General features: G+C 47.4%; 16 protein-coding genes. 2 read left to right on the top strand and 14 right to left on the bottom strand.

The annotated features are described in order from the left end of the window. Positions 1-89: 89 nt before the first annotated feature. Positions 90-1,244, bottom strand: a complete 1,155-nt coding sequence (locus OCV70_RS08490) for a ComEC/Rec2 family competence protein (RefSeq protein WP_021925924.1) — start codon at positions 1,242-1,244, stop codon at positions 90-92. A gap of 356 nt (positions 1,245-1,600) precedes the next feature. Here OCV70_RS08490 and OCV70_RS08485 point away from each other — a divergent pair, with 356 nt between their 5' ends. Beyond that, complete coding sequence (locus OCV70_RS08485; protein ID WP_021925923.1) at positions 1,601-2,239, top strand: endonuclease III domain-containing protein; 639 nt, start codon at positions 1,601-1,603, stop codon at positions 2,237-2,239. A 32-nt stretch (positions 2,240-2,271) separates the two neighbouring features. Here OCV70_RS08485 and OCV70_RS08480 read toward each other — a convergent pair whose 3' ends face one another. The 13 genes from OCV70_RS08480 to OCV70_RS08420 all read right to left on the bottom strand — a co-directional run bounded on the left by OCV70_RS08480 (position 2,272) and on the right by OCV70_RS08420 (position 13,957). Next, positions 2,272-3,048, bottom strand: a complete 777-nt coding sequence (locus OCV70_RS08480) for an ABC transporter permease (RefSeq protein WP_021925922.1) — start codon at positions 3,046-3,048, stop codon at positions 2,272-2,274. Then, positions 3,023-4,051 carry an ABC transporter substrate-binding protein gene (locus tag OCV70_RS08475; protein ID WP_021925921.1) on the bottom strand — a complete coding sequence of 343 codons (1,029 nt, stop codon included), beginning with the start codon at positions 4,049-4,051 and terminating at the stop codon, positions 3,023-3,025. The genes OCV70_RS08480 and OCV70_RS08475 overlap by 26 nt, the downstream gene beginning before the upstream one ends. Before the next feature lie 75 nt (positions 4,052-4,126). Next, a complete protein-coding gene (locus OCV70_RS08470) occupies positions 4,127-4,564 on the bottom strand; it encodes a MarR family winged helix-turn-helix transcriptional regulator (RefSeq protein ID WP_021925920.1) in 438 nt (145 codons plus the stop codon). 120 nt (positions 4,565-4,684) lie between these two features. After that, positions 4,685-6,379: an acetyl-CoA carboxylase carboxyl transferase subunit gene (locus OCV70_RS08465; protein WP_021925919.1), complete on the bottom strand. Its 1,695-nt coding sequence runs from the start codon at positions 6,377-6,379 to the stop codon at positions 4,685-4,687. Further along, on the bottom strand, positions 6,369-7,733 hold the full coding sequence (locus OCV70_RS08460; protein ID WP_021925918.1) for an acetyl-CoA carboxylase biotin carboxylase subunit: 1,365 nt from the start codon (positions 7,731-7,733) through the stop codon (positions 6,369-6,371). Before OCV70_RS08460 ends, OCV70_RS08465 begins: the two co-directional genes overlap by 11 nt. A 24-nt stretch (positions 7,734-7,757) precedes the next feature. Then, positions 7,758-8,186: a 3-hydroxyacyl-ACP dehydratase FabZ gene (gene fabZ, locus OCV70_RS08455; protein ID WP_117854603.1), complete on the bottom strand. Its 429-nt coding sequence runs from the start codon at positions 8,184-8,186 to the stop codon at positions 7,758-7,760. A gap of 9 nt (positions 8,187-8,195) precedes the next feature. Further along, a complete protein-coding gene (gene accB, locus OCV70_RS08450) occupies positions 8,196-8,678 on the bottom strand; it encodes an acetyl-CoA carboxylase biotin carboxyl carrier protein (protein ID WP_117854605.1) in 483 nt (160 codons plus the stop codon). Positions 8,679-8,705: 27 nt separating this feature from the next. After that, the gene (gene fabF, locus OCV70_RS08445; RefSeq protein ID WP_021925915.1) at positions 8,706-9,944 is read right to left on the bottom strand and encodes a beta-ketoacyl-ACP synthase II; all 1,239 of its coding nucleotides are present in this window, start codon (positions 9,942-9,944) and stop codon (positions 8,706-8,708) included. Continuing rightward, the gene (gene fabG / locus OCV70_RS08440) at positions 9,941-10,681 is read right to left on the bottom strand and encodes a 3-oxoacyl-[acyl-carrier-protein] reductase (RefSeq protein ID WP_021925914.1); all 741 of its coding nucleotides are present in this window, start codon (positions 10,679-10,681) and stop codon (positions 9,941-9,943) included. The genes fabF and fabG overlap by 4 nt, the downstream gene beginning before the upstream one ends. Positions 10,682-10,763: 82 nt before the next feature. Then, complete coding sequence (gene fabD, locus OCV70_RS08435) at positions 10,764-11,687, bottom strand: ACP S-malonyltransferase (protein ID WP_173766504.1); 924 nt, start codon at positions 11,685-11,687, stop codon at positions 10,764-10,766. Then, the gene (gene fabK / locus OCV70_RS08430) at positions 11,680-12,618 is read right to left on the bottom strand and encodes an enoyl-[acyl-carrier-protein] reductase FabK (RefSeq protein ID WP_021925912.1); all 939 of its coding nucleotides are present in this window, start codon (positions 12,616-12,618) and stop codon (positions 11,680-11,682) included. Before fabK ends, fabD begins: the two co-directional genes overlap by 8 nt. A 64-nt stretch (positions 12,619-12,682) precedes the next feature. Next, entirely contained in the window at positions 12,683-12,907 is a 225-nt protein-coding gene (gene acpP, locus OCV70_RS08425) for an acyl carrier protein (RefSeq protein ID WP_021925911.1), read from the bottom strand. 75 nt (positions 12,908-12,982) lie between these two features. After that, positions 12,983-13,957 (bottom strand): beta-ketoacyl-ACP synthase III, encoded by a 975-nt coding sequence (locus OCV70_RS08420; protein ID WP_173766502.1) that lies wholly within the window; start codon positions 13,955-13,957, stop codon positions 12,983-12,985. 239 nt (positions 13,958-14,196) lie between these two features. Between OCV70_RS08420 and OCV70_RS08415 the strand changes: the two genes are divergently transcribed. Beyond that, the gene (locus OCV70_RS08415) at positions 14,197-14,919 is read left to right on the top strand and encodes a hypothetical protein (RefSeq protein ID WP_173766500.1); all 723 of its coding nucleotides are present in this window, start codon (positions 14,197-14,199) and stop codon (positions 14,917-14,919) included. Positions 14,920-14,921 lie beyond the last annotated feature (2 nt).

The raw sequence follows: 14,921 nt of genomic DNA, 5'->3' as shown, positions 1-14,921 counted from the left end.
CAGAAGCGGCAGGATTGTTATATTTTGTACAATCTTGACGCTTCTTTCTATTCTTGATTTTCACTTGTAGGAAAATGGAGTGTAGAGGGTTAAATGTCTTTATAATACTGCGGGGAAATTACATCGCATTCTTTGCAGGTGCAGCCGTTGCGGTAGCCGTCGCAGCAGGCGGAGCTGGAGCAGTACATGTGGGTGTCGTTGATGTAGAAAAGGCCGGCGTACTGGGCGGAGGTGCGGTAGGCTTTGGTTTGTTTCTTGTTGTCGGCGTAGTAGATGCCGTTGGAGATGAGCATGTTCTCCGGGGTATAGTCGGTAAAGTCGAAGTAGTCCGCCTGGATGCCGTGGTTGGGGACTTTGACGCACCAGTAGTGTTCGTGGAGGGGCAGGGCGTCATCATAGTTGGCGGCGATCATTTCCATGTATTTCCCTGGAATGTCTCCGGTGAAAAGAACGTTCATTTCTCCGTCTGTGGTGCTGTGAAAGACCAGACTGATCTTGTTTTTGAACTGGCGGAGGTTGAGTTTTGCAGCTTCAAAGGTCTGGAGCATCTGGATGACTGACGGGTCTTCTCTTAAGTCACGGAACTCGCATTCCAGAGCGTAAGCGTTGGTTTTGAGGGTTCCGCAGATAATCTGGCGCAGTTTGTCCGCGAAAGTTTCAAGGCGAAGCAAGGCTTCTGTAAACTCGTTTTCTCTGTTTGATACAGCGTTCTCTCTTTTCTCTAAAGACTGAATGTAGGCATAATTCTCGGCGGTTTCCTTCTCAATCACGCTGCAGTCTGGCCAGAGAACCTGGTATTTGCTCTCGAAGATATCTCCTCTTTTCAGAAATTCAATATTCTGGGGCTGTTTCACCAGGGCTTCCACGAAGGCATAAAGGCTGATCTGTTTGCTGGGGAGATACGTATTTTTCATAAGATCGGAAAGCAGAAGAAGGGTGAGGGTTCGGCTCATGGAGGAAGCAGAAAATATGTCTGGAAGGTAAATTTTGTTAAAGTCATTGCTTCCCCTGTACTTTTTCAGCATGTAAAGAAGGCCGGATATATGGTCCAGCTGAAAATTGGTCAGTAGAAGGCTTTTGTGGGAAATGGTGGTAAAATCTGAGATGATCACATCAAAGATATCACTTCTTGGGTGTCCGTCAATCCGGTTATTGCTGGTTCCGAAATCTACCAGAAGACTTCCCTTGCGGTCCCGCAGACAGAAGCAGTCGCCGCAGCCTACATTATACATACGTACTTTCATTTTGCATTTCCTCCCCCGTATTTCGCACACGAATTGCAAAGGCCGCTTTGCAGCGGAATCGTTCGTGAATATTTTCTATGTTACTGTTCACGGGTAATGTTCCGCGAGGTGTTTTTTGTGAACAAAGTTCACAGAAAACCCGAGGATTGCGGCGCGAAATCATGCAAAGCATGATTTCTGTGCATCGCGAAGCGTGTTACTGGGCACGGAGTGAACAGTGACTTTCCATAATTTTAGCATAAAAACAGGACAGCGTAAACTTGCAAAATTGCAATTTTCCCATTACAATATACACAGAACTTGCCTTAAAATAATAACGGAATCTGTAAGCATCCAGATTCTCAGAAAGGAATTTTATGACAAAAGAAGAACTTGCTCTTGAAGTGATAGATCGGTTAAAAAAAGAATATCCTCTGGCGGACTGTACCCTGGATTATGATGAGGCGTGGAAGCTTCTGGTAAGTGTGCGGCTGGCAGCGCAGTGTACGGACGCAAGGGTAAATGTAGTGGTTCAGGACCTGTACGCCAAATACCCGGATGTAGCCGCACTTGCATCTGCTACACCGGAAGAAATCGAGGCAATCGTAAAGCCCTGCGGACTGGGAAAAAGCAAAGCCCGTGACATCAGTGCCTGCATGAAGATCCTTCACGAGAAATACCAGGATAATGTTCCATGCGACTTCGATGCCCTTCTTGCCCTCCCCGGAGTTGGGCGAAAAAGCGCCAACCTGATCATGGGAGATGTGTTTGGCAAGCCTGCCATTGTCACAGATACCCACTGCATCCGCCTGACCAACCGAATCGGCCTTGTAGACAACATCAAAGAACCAAAGAAAGTGGAGATGGCACTTTGGAAAATCATTCCGCCGGAAGAAGGCAATGATTTCTGCCATCGCCTGGTCAACCACGGACGTGAAGTCTGTACCGCAAGAACCAAACCTTACTGTGACAGATGCTGCCTGGCAGACATCTGCGCAAAAAACGGAGTCAGCTAAAAAGAATCAAAAATCACCGGAAAGCCACGTCTTTATGGCTGCTCCCCGGTGATTTTTTTCAGGAAAAATAAAAATATTTTCTCAAAGGTCATGCTCACAAATATAATCACAATGGTCCAGGCAAACAAGTCCGGTGTTTCCAGATAGACCTTAGATTTGTATAATTTTTCACCGATGGAACCGGTGGGAATTCCGATGACTTCAGCGGCAATTCCAGCCTTCCAGCAAAGCCCAAGTCCAAGCTTGCAGGCCGTAGCTGCATAAGGCATAACCTGGGAAAGATAAACAAATTCTACCTTTTTCCCAAGCCCTGCGCCAAAGGAATCTGCCATTTCCAGAAGCTGCTTATCCGTCTGCCGCAGGCCCTCCAGAAGGTTGGTGTAGACCACTGGAAAAACCATAAGAAAGGAAATAAAAACGGATAAATTTCTGGATGGAATCCAGATCAGGCACAGGATAATAAAGGAGGCAACCGGAGTGGCTTTGATCACTGTAATCAGCGGATCCATGAGAATTTCCACTGCAGAAAACCCATAGGAAAGTGCCGCCAGCAAAGTTCCAAGAACCAGCGCCAGGGTAAATCCAAGAACGATCCTGCCAAAGCTGAATCCGATAGATCTCCAGAAATCTGCGGTCACAATCAGCTGCCCAAGCCTTCTTATAACAGAAACAGGAGATGCCAGAAGGATCTCCTGTTTCAGCCACATGCTGGCAAGCTGCCAGACCAGAATCCAGACGGCAGCTGCCAGTATTTTATAACATAACCGATGTTTTTTTATCTCATTAGCGTTTGTAGTAGAAGTCCTCATCCGGCAACTGGCCTCCGATGATCTCCGGATTCTGCTCGTTTAAGGTGTTCAGATAACCGGAAAGAATGGTCTGCATTTCATCACCCTCCATAAATACAATGCTGCACTGTGGAATGGCTTTTACTGCTACTTCAGCAGAAATAATGTCGTGGTTTCCAATAATCTCAGCGGCTGCCTCCGTATCAGAATTTACAAATTCCACAGAGTTCTTATATGCATCCATAAAGGCATCTACGTCTGCCTCATGCTCTTTGAGATAGTCATTTCTTGCAACTAAAACACCAGTTACCAGCTTGCTTCCATCTGTCACAGAAGACTCCCACAGATCGTTCAGATCCAGAGCAACGCGAAGGTTCTCATTCTTCATAAGCGCTGTGGTTACAAATGGCTGAGGAAGAAGTCCCACTGCGGTCTGATCCTCAGCAAGGGCTGCTACTACCTCTGCATGTTCGGACTTGTACTCAATGGTTACGTCCTTCTCAGGATCCAGTCCGTTGGCTTCCAAAACAGAGGTTAACGCATACTCGGGTGTAGCACCTTTGCCGCTGGCGTAAATGGTTTTGCCCTTCAGATCCTCTACAGACTGAATGGAATCCCCGTTCTCCACAAGGTAAAGAACTCCAAGTGTGTTCACTGCCAGTACGCTGATGTTTTTGTCTGTTTTCTGATATAAAACAGAGGCAAGATTGGAAGGAACTGCCGCAATATCAACCTGTCCCTGAACGATCATCGGGACGATTTCATCCGGTGATGCCACAATGGAAAATTCATAATTCTCATCATCCAGAAGCTGTGCCATTCCCATTGCGGTAGGCCCCTTAAGAGCGCCAATTTTCATAACAGAATCGTCTGTATCCGTCTGTTCTGTCTCCTCTTCACTCTCTGCATTCTGTTCTTCTGTCTGCTCTTCTGCAAAAACCAGATTTGCACTGCACATACTTCCGGTCAGTGCTCCCACACCAAGTGCTGCTGTCATAATCCATGATACTGTTCTTTTCTTCATAAGACTGTCCTTTCCGGGTCCTGTGAGGATCCAGCTTCCATATTTTTGATACATTTGACATGTGCCTGAAAGGTTTTATGACTTATATTGTCTGAAGAAAAGAGTCAGGCGGTCCAGAGCTTTCGCCAGTACAAGTGCTTCGTTTTCATCCAGAACATCCAGCACGGCATCTGTCATCTTACGGTGAAATTCCGCATGATGATGGTAGGCTTTTCTTCCCTTCAAGGTAAGATGGATAAATACCACGCGCCTGTCCTGTTCACTTCTCTCTCTTGTGGCGTATCCCTTCTTTACCAGACTGTTCATAGAGGTCGTCAAGGAGCCTACGGTGATGTTCAGCTTGGCAGCAATGTCAGACATTTTGTTTCCGCCAAGACCAACTGCCTCAATGATATGCATATCATTATTTGTGATATCCTTGTATTCCTCCGTAATGATTGCCTGCTCTTCCAGCTCCATGATCTCGTTAAACAGATGCACCAGTACATCATTAATAACTTCCCTGTTTTCCACTCTCTTCTCTCCTGCATATGCGCTGTCCGCTTCCGCCGGCAGCCTCCTGTATTTTCTGTAAAACATCCAAGCAAATATTTACGGTAAGTATATCACAATCTGGTATATTTTTCTACAATTTTACAAATTTCTAAAACGATTATAACGCTTATTCAGTAATTTTTCCAAATCATATGCACAATATGTATCCAGAAAACCACGGACTCGTTTCTCCAGAACTTCCATTGTCTCCATCATATTCTCTCTGGTAAGGGGCTCTTTTTCCGGAATGATCTGTTCAATCATTCCAAGATCTTTTAGGTCAGAAGCAGTCAGCTTCATCACTTCAGCTGCCTCTTTTGCCTTTGTGCTGTCTTTCCATAAAATGGTGGCAAAGCCTTCCGGGGAAAGAATGGAATAGATGGAATTTTCCATCATCCAGACCTCATCTCCTACGGCAAGTGCAAGGGCTCCGCCGCTTCCTCCTTCTCCGATCACAATGGACAGAATCGGCACTTTAAGACCGGATAACTCAAAAAGATTGCGGGCAATTGCCTCTCCCTGCCCACGCTCTTCTGCCTCAAGCCCGCAGAACGCACCTGGGGTATCCACCAGGCAGATTACTGGTCTTCCGAATTTTTCAGCCTGCTTCATAAGGCGCAGGGACTTGCGGTATCCTTCCGGGGAAACCATGCCGAAATTATACGCAATATTCTCTTTGGTTCCGTTTCCTTTCTCCTGTATGATCACGGTTACAGGCTTTCCATCGAAGTATGCAATGCCTCCGATCAAAGCAGAATCATCCCCGAAAAGACGGTCTCCGTGAAGCTCCAAGAAGTGGTCAAACAGCCATGGAATGTAGTCTTTTCCAGTTGGCCGTTCTTTACTGCGGGCAAGGAGAACATGCTCCCAGGCGGACTTTTTTGCAGGAGAATAGGACTCTTTATTTGCTTGCTCTGCCTTCTCATCCCTGTTATCTGCAGCATTCTCGCAATGCATTTTCAGAAGCTGTGCCAGTGTTTCTTTCATATCCTTTCGCTCTACAATCTGGTCGATAAAGCCGTGTTCCAGAAGAAATTCTGACTTCTGAAAGCCCTTTGGAAGCTTCTGACGGATGGTCTGCTCGATGACTCTCGGCCCTGCAAAACCAATGAGTGCACCTGGTTCTGCAAGAATAATATCCCCCAGCATGGCAAAGCTTGCCGTCACCCCTCCGGTGGTTGGATTGGTCAGAACACTGATGTAAAGAAGCCCTGCATCGCTGTGTCTTTTTAAGGCCGCAGAGGTCTTGGCCATCTGCATTAAGGATACGATTCCTTCCTGCATTCTCGCCCCTCCGGAGCAGGCAAACAGCACCACAGGAAGCCTTTCTTCCGTAGCTTTTTCCACTGCCCTGACAATTTTTTCGCCTACATTTTCTCCCATGCTTGCCATGAGAAAACGGCTGTCGCATACACCAAGAACTGCAGATACACCGCCAATTTTCGCCCTTCCTGTGACAATAGCCTCGTCAAGGCCCGTCTTTTCCTGAAGCTTTTTCACCTTATCCGGGTACCCTTTATAGGACAGAGGATTGCTTATCGGCATGACCGAATCCCACTCTTCAAAGGTTCCCTCATCTGCGATCATTTCGATTCTTCGCCTTGCATGAATGCGGAAATAATTGCCGCAGTGAGGACAGATGTAGTTGTTCTTTTTTACCTCATCTACAAAAACAGCGCCCTTGCAGGCATTGCATTTTTTCAGCATTCCATCCGGCACTTCCGGCTTCGTTTCCTGCCTTGCGCTAGCAGATGAATTTGTGATTGTACGTTTAAAGGCATACTTAAGCTTCATTTACCTTCACTCCTCCGATCTGGTGACTTTCCAGAAAACCAATGTCAAAAATGCCTTTCTGATAGTCCGGATCGTTCATGATTTCAAACTGATAATCTACATTTGTGTCAACGCCCTGGATGATCACTTCCCCAAGCGCACTCTTCATTTTTGCAATTGCTTCCTCGCGGTTATTTCCGTGTACGATCAGCTTTGCAAGCATGGAATCGTAATAAGGAGGGATCTGATAACCGCTGTAAATTCCTGTGTCCACGCGGATTCCCTGACCGCCTGGCAGGTGCAGATCCGTAATGGTTCCAGGGGACGGACGGAAGTTTTTCCATGGATTTTCCGCATTAATGCGGCACTCAATGGCATGTCCCTGTATCTGAATATCCTTCTGGGAAAAGGACAGCGGCTGACCGGAGGCGATCTTTAACTGCTCCTTCACAAGGTCCAGACCGGTAACCCATTCTGTCACCGGATGCTCCACCTGAATGCGGGTATTCATCTCCATAAAATAGAATTTTCCCGTCTTTTCCAGAAGAAATTCAATGGTTCCGGCATTCACATAATGAGCTGCTTTTGCGGCTTTCACAGCAGCCATTCCCATCTGGTTTCTCAGTTCTTCGGACACTGCCATGGAAGGGGATTCCTCGATCATTTTCTGATGGTTTCGCTGGATAGAACAATCCCGTTCTCCAAGATGAACCACATTTCCCTGACTGTCTGCAAGGATCTGAAATTCAATGTGTCTTGGGTGCTCCACAAAGTGCTCAATGTACATAGTTCCATCCCCAAATGCAATCTGGGATTCCTTCTGTGCGGTGAGAAATGCCAGTTCAAATTCCTCTGGGGAAAAGGCTGTACGCATGCCTTTCCCGCCGCCTCCAAGGGCTGCTTTTATGATGACAGGATAACCAATTCGGTCTGCTTCTCTTGCTCCTGTCTGCACATCCAGAATAGCCTCTGTGGTTCCCGGAATTACCGGAACTCCAGCTGCTTCCATAGTATTTCTGGCAATCTGTTTGTTTCCAAGATTCTGGATCACCTGTGAGGGCGGACCTACAAAAATAAGATTGCATTGCTCACAGATCTGGGCAAATCTGGCATTCTCAGACAGGAATCCAAAGCCCGGATGTATGGCATCTGCACCGGATATGATCGCCGCGCTGATAATGCTTTCCATATTCAGATAGCTTTTGGCAGAGGCACCTGGACCGATGCAGACTGCCTCATCTGCAAGCTGTGTGTGCAGGCTGTCTTTGTCCGCTTCTGAGTAAACTGCAACAGCCTCAATTCCCATTTCCCGGCATGCCCGGATGATCCTTACCGCAATCTCCCCGCGGTTGGCAATTAACAATTTTCTGATCATATTCTCACCCTTCTGAGCACCTTTTTACCCTACCATAAAGGTAAGCTCAGCCTTCACAACAAGCTTTCCATCAACTGTGGCAATGGCCTCGCCAACGCCCATAGGCCCTTTCTGCTTGATTACTCTCATTTCCAGCTTCATCTTATCTCCCGGCTGCACCTTGCCCTTGAAACGGCACTTGTCAATGCCGCCAAAATAGGCAATCTTGCCCTTGTTTTCCGGCTTGGAAAGGATGGCAACCGCGCCAGTCTGCGCCAGCGCTTCCACGATCAAAACACCTGGCATTACAGGCTCCTGGGGAAAATGTCCCTGAAAGAAATCCTCACGGAAGGTTACACATTTGTATCCTACTGCGAACTCTCCCGGCTCATAATCCTCAATATAATCCACCAGAAGAAAAGGGTGGCGGTGAGGAAGAATTTCCTCGATCTGTTTTATATTTAAACGGTTCATATCTGCTCCTTATCTGATGCAAAATAACGGCTGTCCATACTCCACAGGCTGCCCGTTTTCCACATAAATTTCTGCAATTTCTCCATCAAAATCACTTTCTATATCATTCATCAGCTTCATTGCTTCCACAATGGCAAGAACCTGCCCTTTTTTCACTTTATCTCCGATTTTCACGAAGGGATCTGCATCCTCGGAAGGAGCTGCATAGAAGGTTCCAACCAGGGGAGATTTCACAATATTCCCGCTGGATTCTGCCTGGAAAGCTTCCTCATGATCATTAGAATCTGTGGATTTTTCCACGCTGGAAAATCCCCCGCCAGACGCAGCCTTATTCACCGGAGCTTCCACAGTCTGTCCCTGCATTCCTGCAACGATCACCGGGGCAATTTTATTATTTAAAGACAGCTTCATTCCATCGCCTTCATAGCAAAAAGACTCCAGATGAGATGCCGATACATGGTCAATTAACTTTAAAATCTGTTCAAATTCCATTGTATTTTTCTCCTTTTGAGACAGCTTTTATTGGTACTTTTTCAGCAGAAGAACTGCATTATGTCCGCCAAATCCAAGGGAATTGCTCATGGCATACTTCACTTCCTGCTGTGACGGTCCATCGATGCAATAGTCCAGATCCAGCTCTTCTTCTGTTTCCTTTGTACCCACTGTCTGGTGAATAAATCCTTCCTCAACAGACTTGGCACAAACTACAAATTCCACTCCGCCGGCAGCTCCAAGAAGATGGCCGATCATAGACTTTGTGGAGTTAATTTTTACCTTTTTGGCGGCCTCACCAAGGGCTGCTTTGATGGCTCTTGTCTCAAAAAGATCGTTGTGATGGGTTCCGGTTCCATGAGCATTGATATAATCAATTTCCTCTGGTAAAGCCCCCGCTTCCTTCATTGCATCTGTCATGGCCCGGGCAGCTCCGCTTCCGTCTTCAATAGGAGAAGTAATGTGATAAGCGTCTGCAGTTGCCCCGTATCCAACTACCTCTGCATAAATCTTTGCATTTCTTGCTTTGGCATGCTCCAGCTCTTCCAGGACCACCACGCCGGCACCTTCTCCGATGACGAAACCGCCTCGGTCCTTGTCAAAAGGAATGGATGCGCGGTAAGGATCCTGGCTGGTGCTAAGGGCTGTCAGATTGGTAAATCCGGCTACTCCAACCGGACTGATTGCCCCTTCGGTACCGCCTGCCAGCATCACTTCTGCATCTCCGTACTGAATGGCACGGTATGCGTCACCGATGCAGTGGGTTCCGGATGCACAGGCCGTTACCACGTTGGTGCATTTGCCTCTGGCACCTGTTGCAATGGATACATTTCCCGCTGCCATGTTGCTGATCATCTTTGGAACAAGAAGTGGATCAACCTTAGAGGGTCCCCTTTCAGCCAGCCTTAACGCTGCATTTTCCATTGCCTGAAGGCTTCCGATTCCAGAGCCTACGATGACGCCAACACGGAAGGGATCTTCTTTTTCCATGTCAATTCTGGCATCTGTCATCGCTTCCTTTGCGGCCGCTACTGCATACTGGGAAAACAGCTCCATTCTTTTCGCAGACTTGAAATCCATGTAATCTTTTGCATTAAAATCCTTCACTTCTGCGGCAAGCTTTACCTTGAAATCTGCGGTATCAAACTTTGTGATTTCACCGATTCCAACCTTTCCTGCTTTCACGCTTTCCCAGAAGGCTTCCACATTATTTCCAACAGGAGTGACCGCACCAAGTCCGGTTACCACTACACGTCTTTTATTCATAACATTCCTCCGTCTACACACAAAACCTGTCCTGTAATGTACTTTGCTTCCGGGGATGCGAAAAAGGCAGCTGCTTTCGCCACATCCTCCGGCTCGCCAAAGGTTCCCATAGGGATATTTTTCAGGGTTTCTTCTTTTACCTTATCAGGAAGCACATCTGTCATGTCCGTTCTGATAAAGCCAGGAGCAATGGCATTTACCGTGATTCCTCTTGATGCAAGCTCCTTTGCCGCGGTCTTGGTAAGACCGATGATTCCAGCTTTTGAGGCTGCATAATTGGCCTGTCCCGGGTTTCCGCCAATGCCTACAACAGATGCCATATTAACAATACGGCCGCTTCGCTGCTTTAGCATTTGTCTTGCTGTATGGCGAATGCAGTTAAAGGTTCCCTTAAGATTTGTGTCCACAACCTTGCAGAAATCTTCCTCGCTCATTGCCATCAGAAGCCCGTCTTTGGTGATTCCTGCATTGTTTACCAGGATATCGATCCGTCCATATGTTTTCACGATTTCTTTGATAAAAGTACCGCAGGCATCAAAGTCTGCCACATTGCACTGGCTGATTTCTGCCTGTCCGCCGTCCGCCTGGATTTCAGCTTTTACCGCCTCTGCTTTTTCTTTGGAACCGTTATAATTAATGATTACAAATGCTCCCTGTCTGGCAAGCTCAAGGGCAATTGCCCTTCCAATTCCACGGGAAGCGCCTGTCACAACTGCGATTTTTTTCTCTGCATTCATGTTTTCTTTTTACTCCTGTATGTCAGTTCTCATATAAAAATGTTCGGGCAAAAAGACCACTTCGCCCTGCTGTTTTCCTGTTTTATCTGCTGCCTAAAATCTCTGCGATCTGATCTAAATCTTCCACTTTCTGAATGTTATAAGTTTTCACATCCGGTGCGATTTTTCTCATAAAACCAGCCAGGGTTTTGCCCGGGCCGATCTCTACAAAGGTGTCCACACCTTCTGCCAGCATCTTTTCCACACTCTGCTGCCAGCGCACGGAAGAAGAAATCTGCTTTGCAAGAAGCTCTTTTGTCTGGCTGATATCTGTTACACATTCCGCTGTTACATTGGTCACATACGGGATCTGAAGAGCGAAAAATTCCACATTTTCAAGCTCCTTTGCAAGCTCTTTTCCTGCATTTTGAAGCAGGGATGAGTGGAATGGGCCGCTTACTGCAAGGGGCAAAACCCGTCTTGCGCCTGCTTCTTTGAGCTTCAGGGAAGCCTCCTCTACAGCCGCCTTTGGTCCTGTAATTACGATCTGTCCTGGACAGTTATAGTTGGCAATTTCCGCTTTGGTATCCTTGATTGCGCTCTCGATTTCCCATGCGCCAAGCCCCAGAACCGCAGCCATGGAGCCTTCTCCTGCCGGCACTGCCTGCTCCATCAGAATGCCCCTTTTTCTTACGGTTGTGATGGCGTCTTTCACGCTCATTCCGCCGGAAACAGCAATTGCACAGTACTCCCCAAGACTTAAGCCAGCGGTTACATCCGGGTGAAGCCCGTATTCTTCCACTACTTTTTCCATGGCAAGGCAGGTGGTGACAAGAGCCGCCTGGGTATATTCGGTAAGGTCAAGCCTTTCATTTTTTTTGAAGCAAAGCTCCTTCATATCCAGGGAAAGCCACTGGCTGGCCTGGTCAAAAATCTCCTTTGCAGAAGGAAATTTCTCATAAAAATCCTGTCCCATTCCAGCCTTCTGTGCTCCCTGTCCCGGGAAAAGAAATGCGATCTTACTCATAAATTCCAGTTCCTTTCAGCAGTTCATCTGTCTCTTTTACCAGCTTCTGGATCAGGTCATGACAGCTTAACTGCTCTTTCACAAGCCCAGCGCTCTGGCCTGCCATAACGCTTCCCATTTTCACATCTCCGTCCACAACAGCACGGCGAAGACTTCCCAGTGTCATCTGCTCCAGTTCCTCAAAGGGTACTCCCTCAGCCTCTTTTTTCAGGTACTCCTGGGTCATCTGATTGCGAAGGGCACGAACCGGATGACCGGTGGAACGTCCGGTTACTTTCGTGTCAATGTCCTTAGCTTTCAGAATCATATCCTTATAATTCTGATGGGCCCAGCACTCTTCTGTGGCTACAAAATGAGTACCCATCTGCACGCCCTTTGCACCCAGCATAAAGGCTGCCGCAATGCCTCTTCCATCTGCGATTCCCCCTGCTGCAATCACCGGAATGCTCACTGCATCCGCAACCTGCGGCACCAGAACCATTGTGGTGGTCTCCCCGATATGTCCGCCGGATTCACAGCCTTCCGCCACAACCGCATCTGCACCGCAGCGTTCCATTCTCTTTGCGTGGGCAACGGAAGCGATTACCGGGATGATCTTCACGCCTGCTTCCTTCCACATTTTCATGTACTTTTCCGGGTTGCCGGCACCAGTGGTAACCACCGGAACCTTTTCCTCTACAATAACTTTTGCAATCTCATCTGCGTATGGACTCATCAGCATAATATTAACGCCAAATGGCTTGTCAGTAAGCTTCTTTACCTCCTGTACCTGCTGGCGTACCCACTCAGCCGGGGCACTTGCAGCACCGATCAGGCCAAGTCCGCCAGCCTCAGAAACAGCTGCTGCCAGGTGGTATTCTGCCACCCATGCCATGCCTCCCTGAATGATGGGATATTCAATTCCAAGTAATTTCGTCACTTCTGTTTTCATAAAAATCTCCATTCTGTAACCAGTACATCGAATATTAAGTAACCGTCATATTGACGCAGGATGATTACTGGCGGCTCTGAAGGTATGCTTCCACATCCCCTATCGTCTTAATATTCTCCAGATCCTCTGTTGGAATCTCCACCTCAAACTCTTCTTCCAGTGCCATTACCATCTCAAAAAGATCCAGGGAATCTGCTCCAAGGTCTTCCTTAAATGAAGTCTCTGCTGTCAGTGTGTTTACGTCTGCTCCTAATGAATCTGCTGTGATTTCTTTGATTTTTTCTAACATTTTATTATTCTCCTGTTCTGTTTTCTTCTATTATTTTATGCTGCAAAATGAGTATTTTCTCTCTTGCTTTTTTCTCTATATCAGCCATTTCAGCAGGCTTGCCCCATAGGTAAGCCCCCCGCCGAAACCGGAAAGAATGATCCAGTCTCCGGCTTTAAGTCTTTCCTTTTTCTTCCATTCATCCAGAAGAATGGGAATGCTTGCAGAAGAAGTATTTCCCAGATTTTCTATGTTCATGGGGAATTTTTCCAAAGGTTCTTTCATATGCTTTGCCACAGATGAAACAATTCTTGAGTTAGCCTGATGAAGCATATAATAACGGATTTCTTCCTTTGTTTTTCCTGCCTGCTCAAGGACCTCCTGGATCACCTCCGGCACCTTTGAAACTGCAAATTTGAATACTTCCTTTCCATCCATCTGCATGTAAGTGGGCGTAAGGTCTGCATTTTCTTCTGCAAATCCCGGCTGATTTCTGCTGGCACAGGTAAGCGCGCCGCCGTCATTTCCAATGGAATGAGTGGCCTGAACGTACACCGCCGACGGATCTGCTTCCAGCACCACAGCCCCGGCTCCATCGCCAAACAGCACGCAGGTGCTTCTGTCCTGCCAGTTGGTGAGATGGGAAAGCGCCTCCGCTCCGATCACCAGAGCTGTGCGGTAAATCCGTCCGCCCAGATAGGCCTGTGCCGTATTCAGCGCCAGCAAAAATCCTGTACAGGCACCATTTAGATCAAAGCAGGTTGCGTGAACCGCGCCCAGCAGTTTCTGCACCTCGCAGGCCGCACAGGGCATGATTTTTTCCGCGGACATGGTCGATACCAGAATCAGATCAATTTCTTCCGGCTTCATTTTCGCATCTGCAAGTGCAGCCTCGCCGGCCTTTGCCGCCATATAGGAAACGGTTTCTTCACCGGATGCAATGTGCCGCTGCCCGATTCCTGTGCGGCCGCGGATCCATTCATCGCTTGTATCCATCATGTGGGACAGCTTGTCATTGTCCCACACCTGAACCGGTATGTAGGAACCGGTCCCTTTTATTTTTCCAGTCATAATACCTCCTGGTATGTGATGCTTTAATTATTTTGCTTTAAAATAGTTTGATTATCAAAGTATATCACAGTTTTTTCATTTGTCAATATTTATTTTCAGCATAATTTCGGGTGGAAAAGGGGTTGTACCTTTTGGCATCCGCCGTTATAATGGTCGTATAAACGTTATTGTTCCTGCTGCATGGACGTGTGGCCAGACGGTCATATGCCATGTATTAAAAATCTCAGGAGGATGATTTCATGCGAAGAAAAAACAGTTTGATAATACCGGCTGTGCTGGCATTTTCCCTGTGTACCGTGACCGCAGTTCCTGTACTGGCAGAGGATGCGGCGCAGACGGAAGCAGAAGCTGATACCGCTTCTGATGAGGCTTCTGATGCCGCAGAAGACACAGCTGACACCCCCTACGAAAAAGGCACCATCACCGAAACAGACTATCAGAGCGAATGGCTGAATCTGAAGTTTACCCCACCGGAAACCGTTGTCATGAATACAGAAGAAGAATTAGAATCTGTTATGCGACAGGGCCAGAGCACGCTGGAAAAATCTTCCGGCATGGAGCTTGGTGAGGATGCTTTGTCCGGCACCGTTTATGAAATGATGGCTTCCTCTGTCTCCGGTTTTCCCAATGTTTCCCTGGTAGTAGAGGATGCTTCTCTGGAAAATATGACCGTAGACCAGTATTTCCTGGCTGCTCAGCAAATGCTGGACGCTACACAGATGGGATATACTTATTCAGAAGTTACAGACGCACAGATTGGCGGACAGGATTTCCGCGTTATGGAAACCAGCGTCACCATCAATGATTACGAAGTTCTTCAGAAATACTGCACACGTAAACAGGGAGGAAAGTTTGTCTCCATCATCTTATCCTACACCGCAGATACTCAGACAGAAGCAGATGAAGTCCTGGCAGCTTTTACTCCACTAAATGCTGATACGGAGGCTGCTCCCGCAGAATAAAA

The organism is Blautia acetigignens (assembly GCF_025566865.1).
Lineage (GTDB): Bacteria > Bacillota > Clostridia > Lachnospirales > Lachnospiraceae > Blautia_A > Blautia_A acetigignens.
The sequence above is the reverse complement of the archived record's forward strand: the minus strand, read 5'-3'. Positions and strand labels throughout refer to the sequence as shown.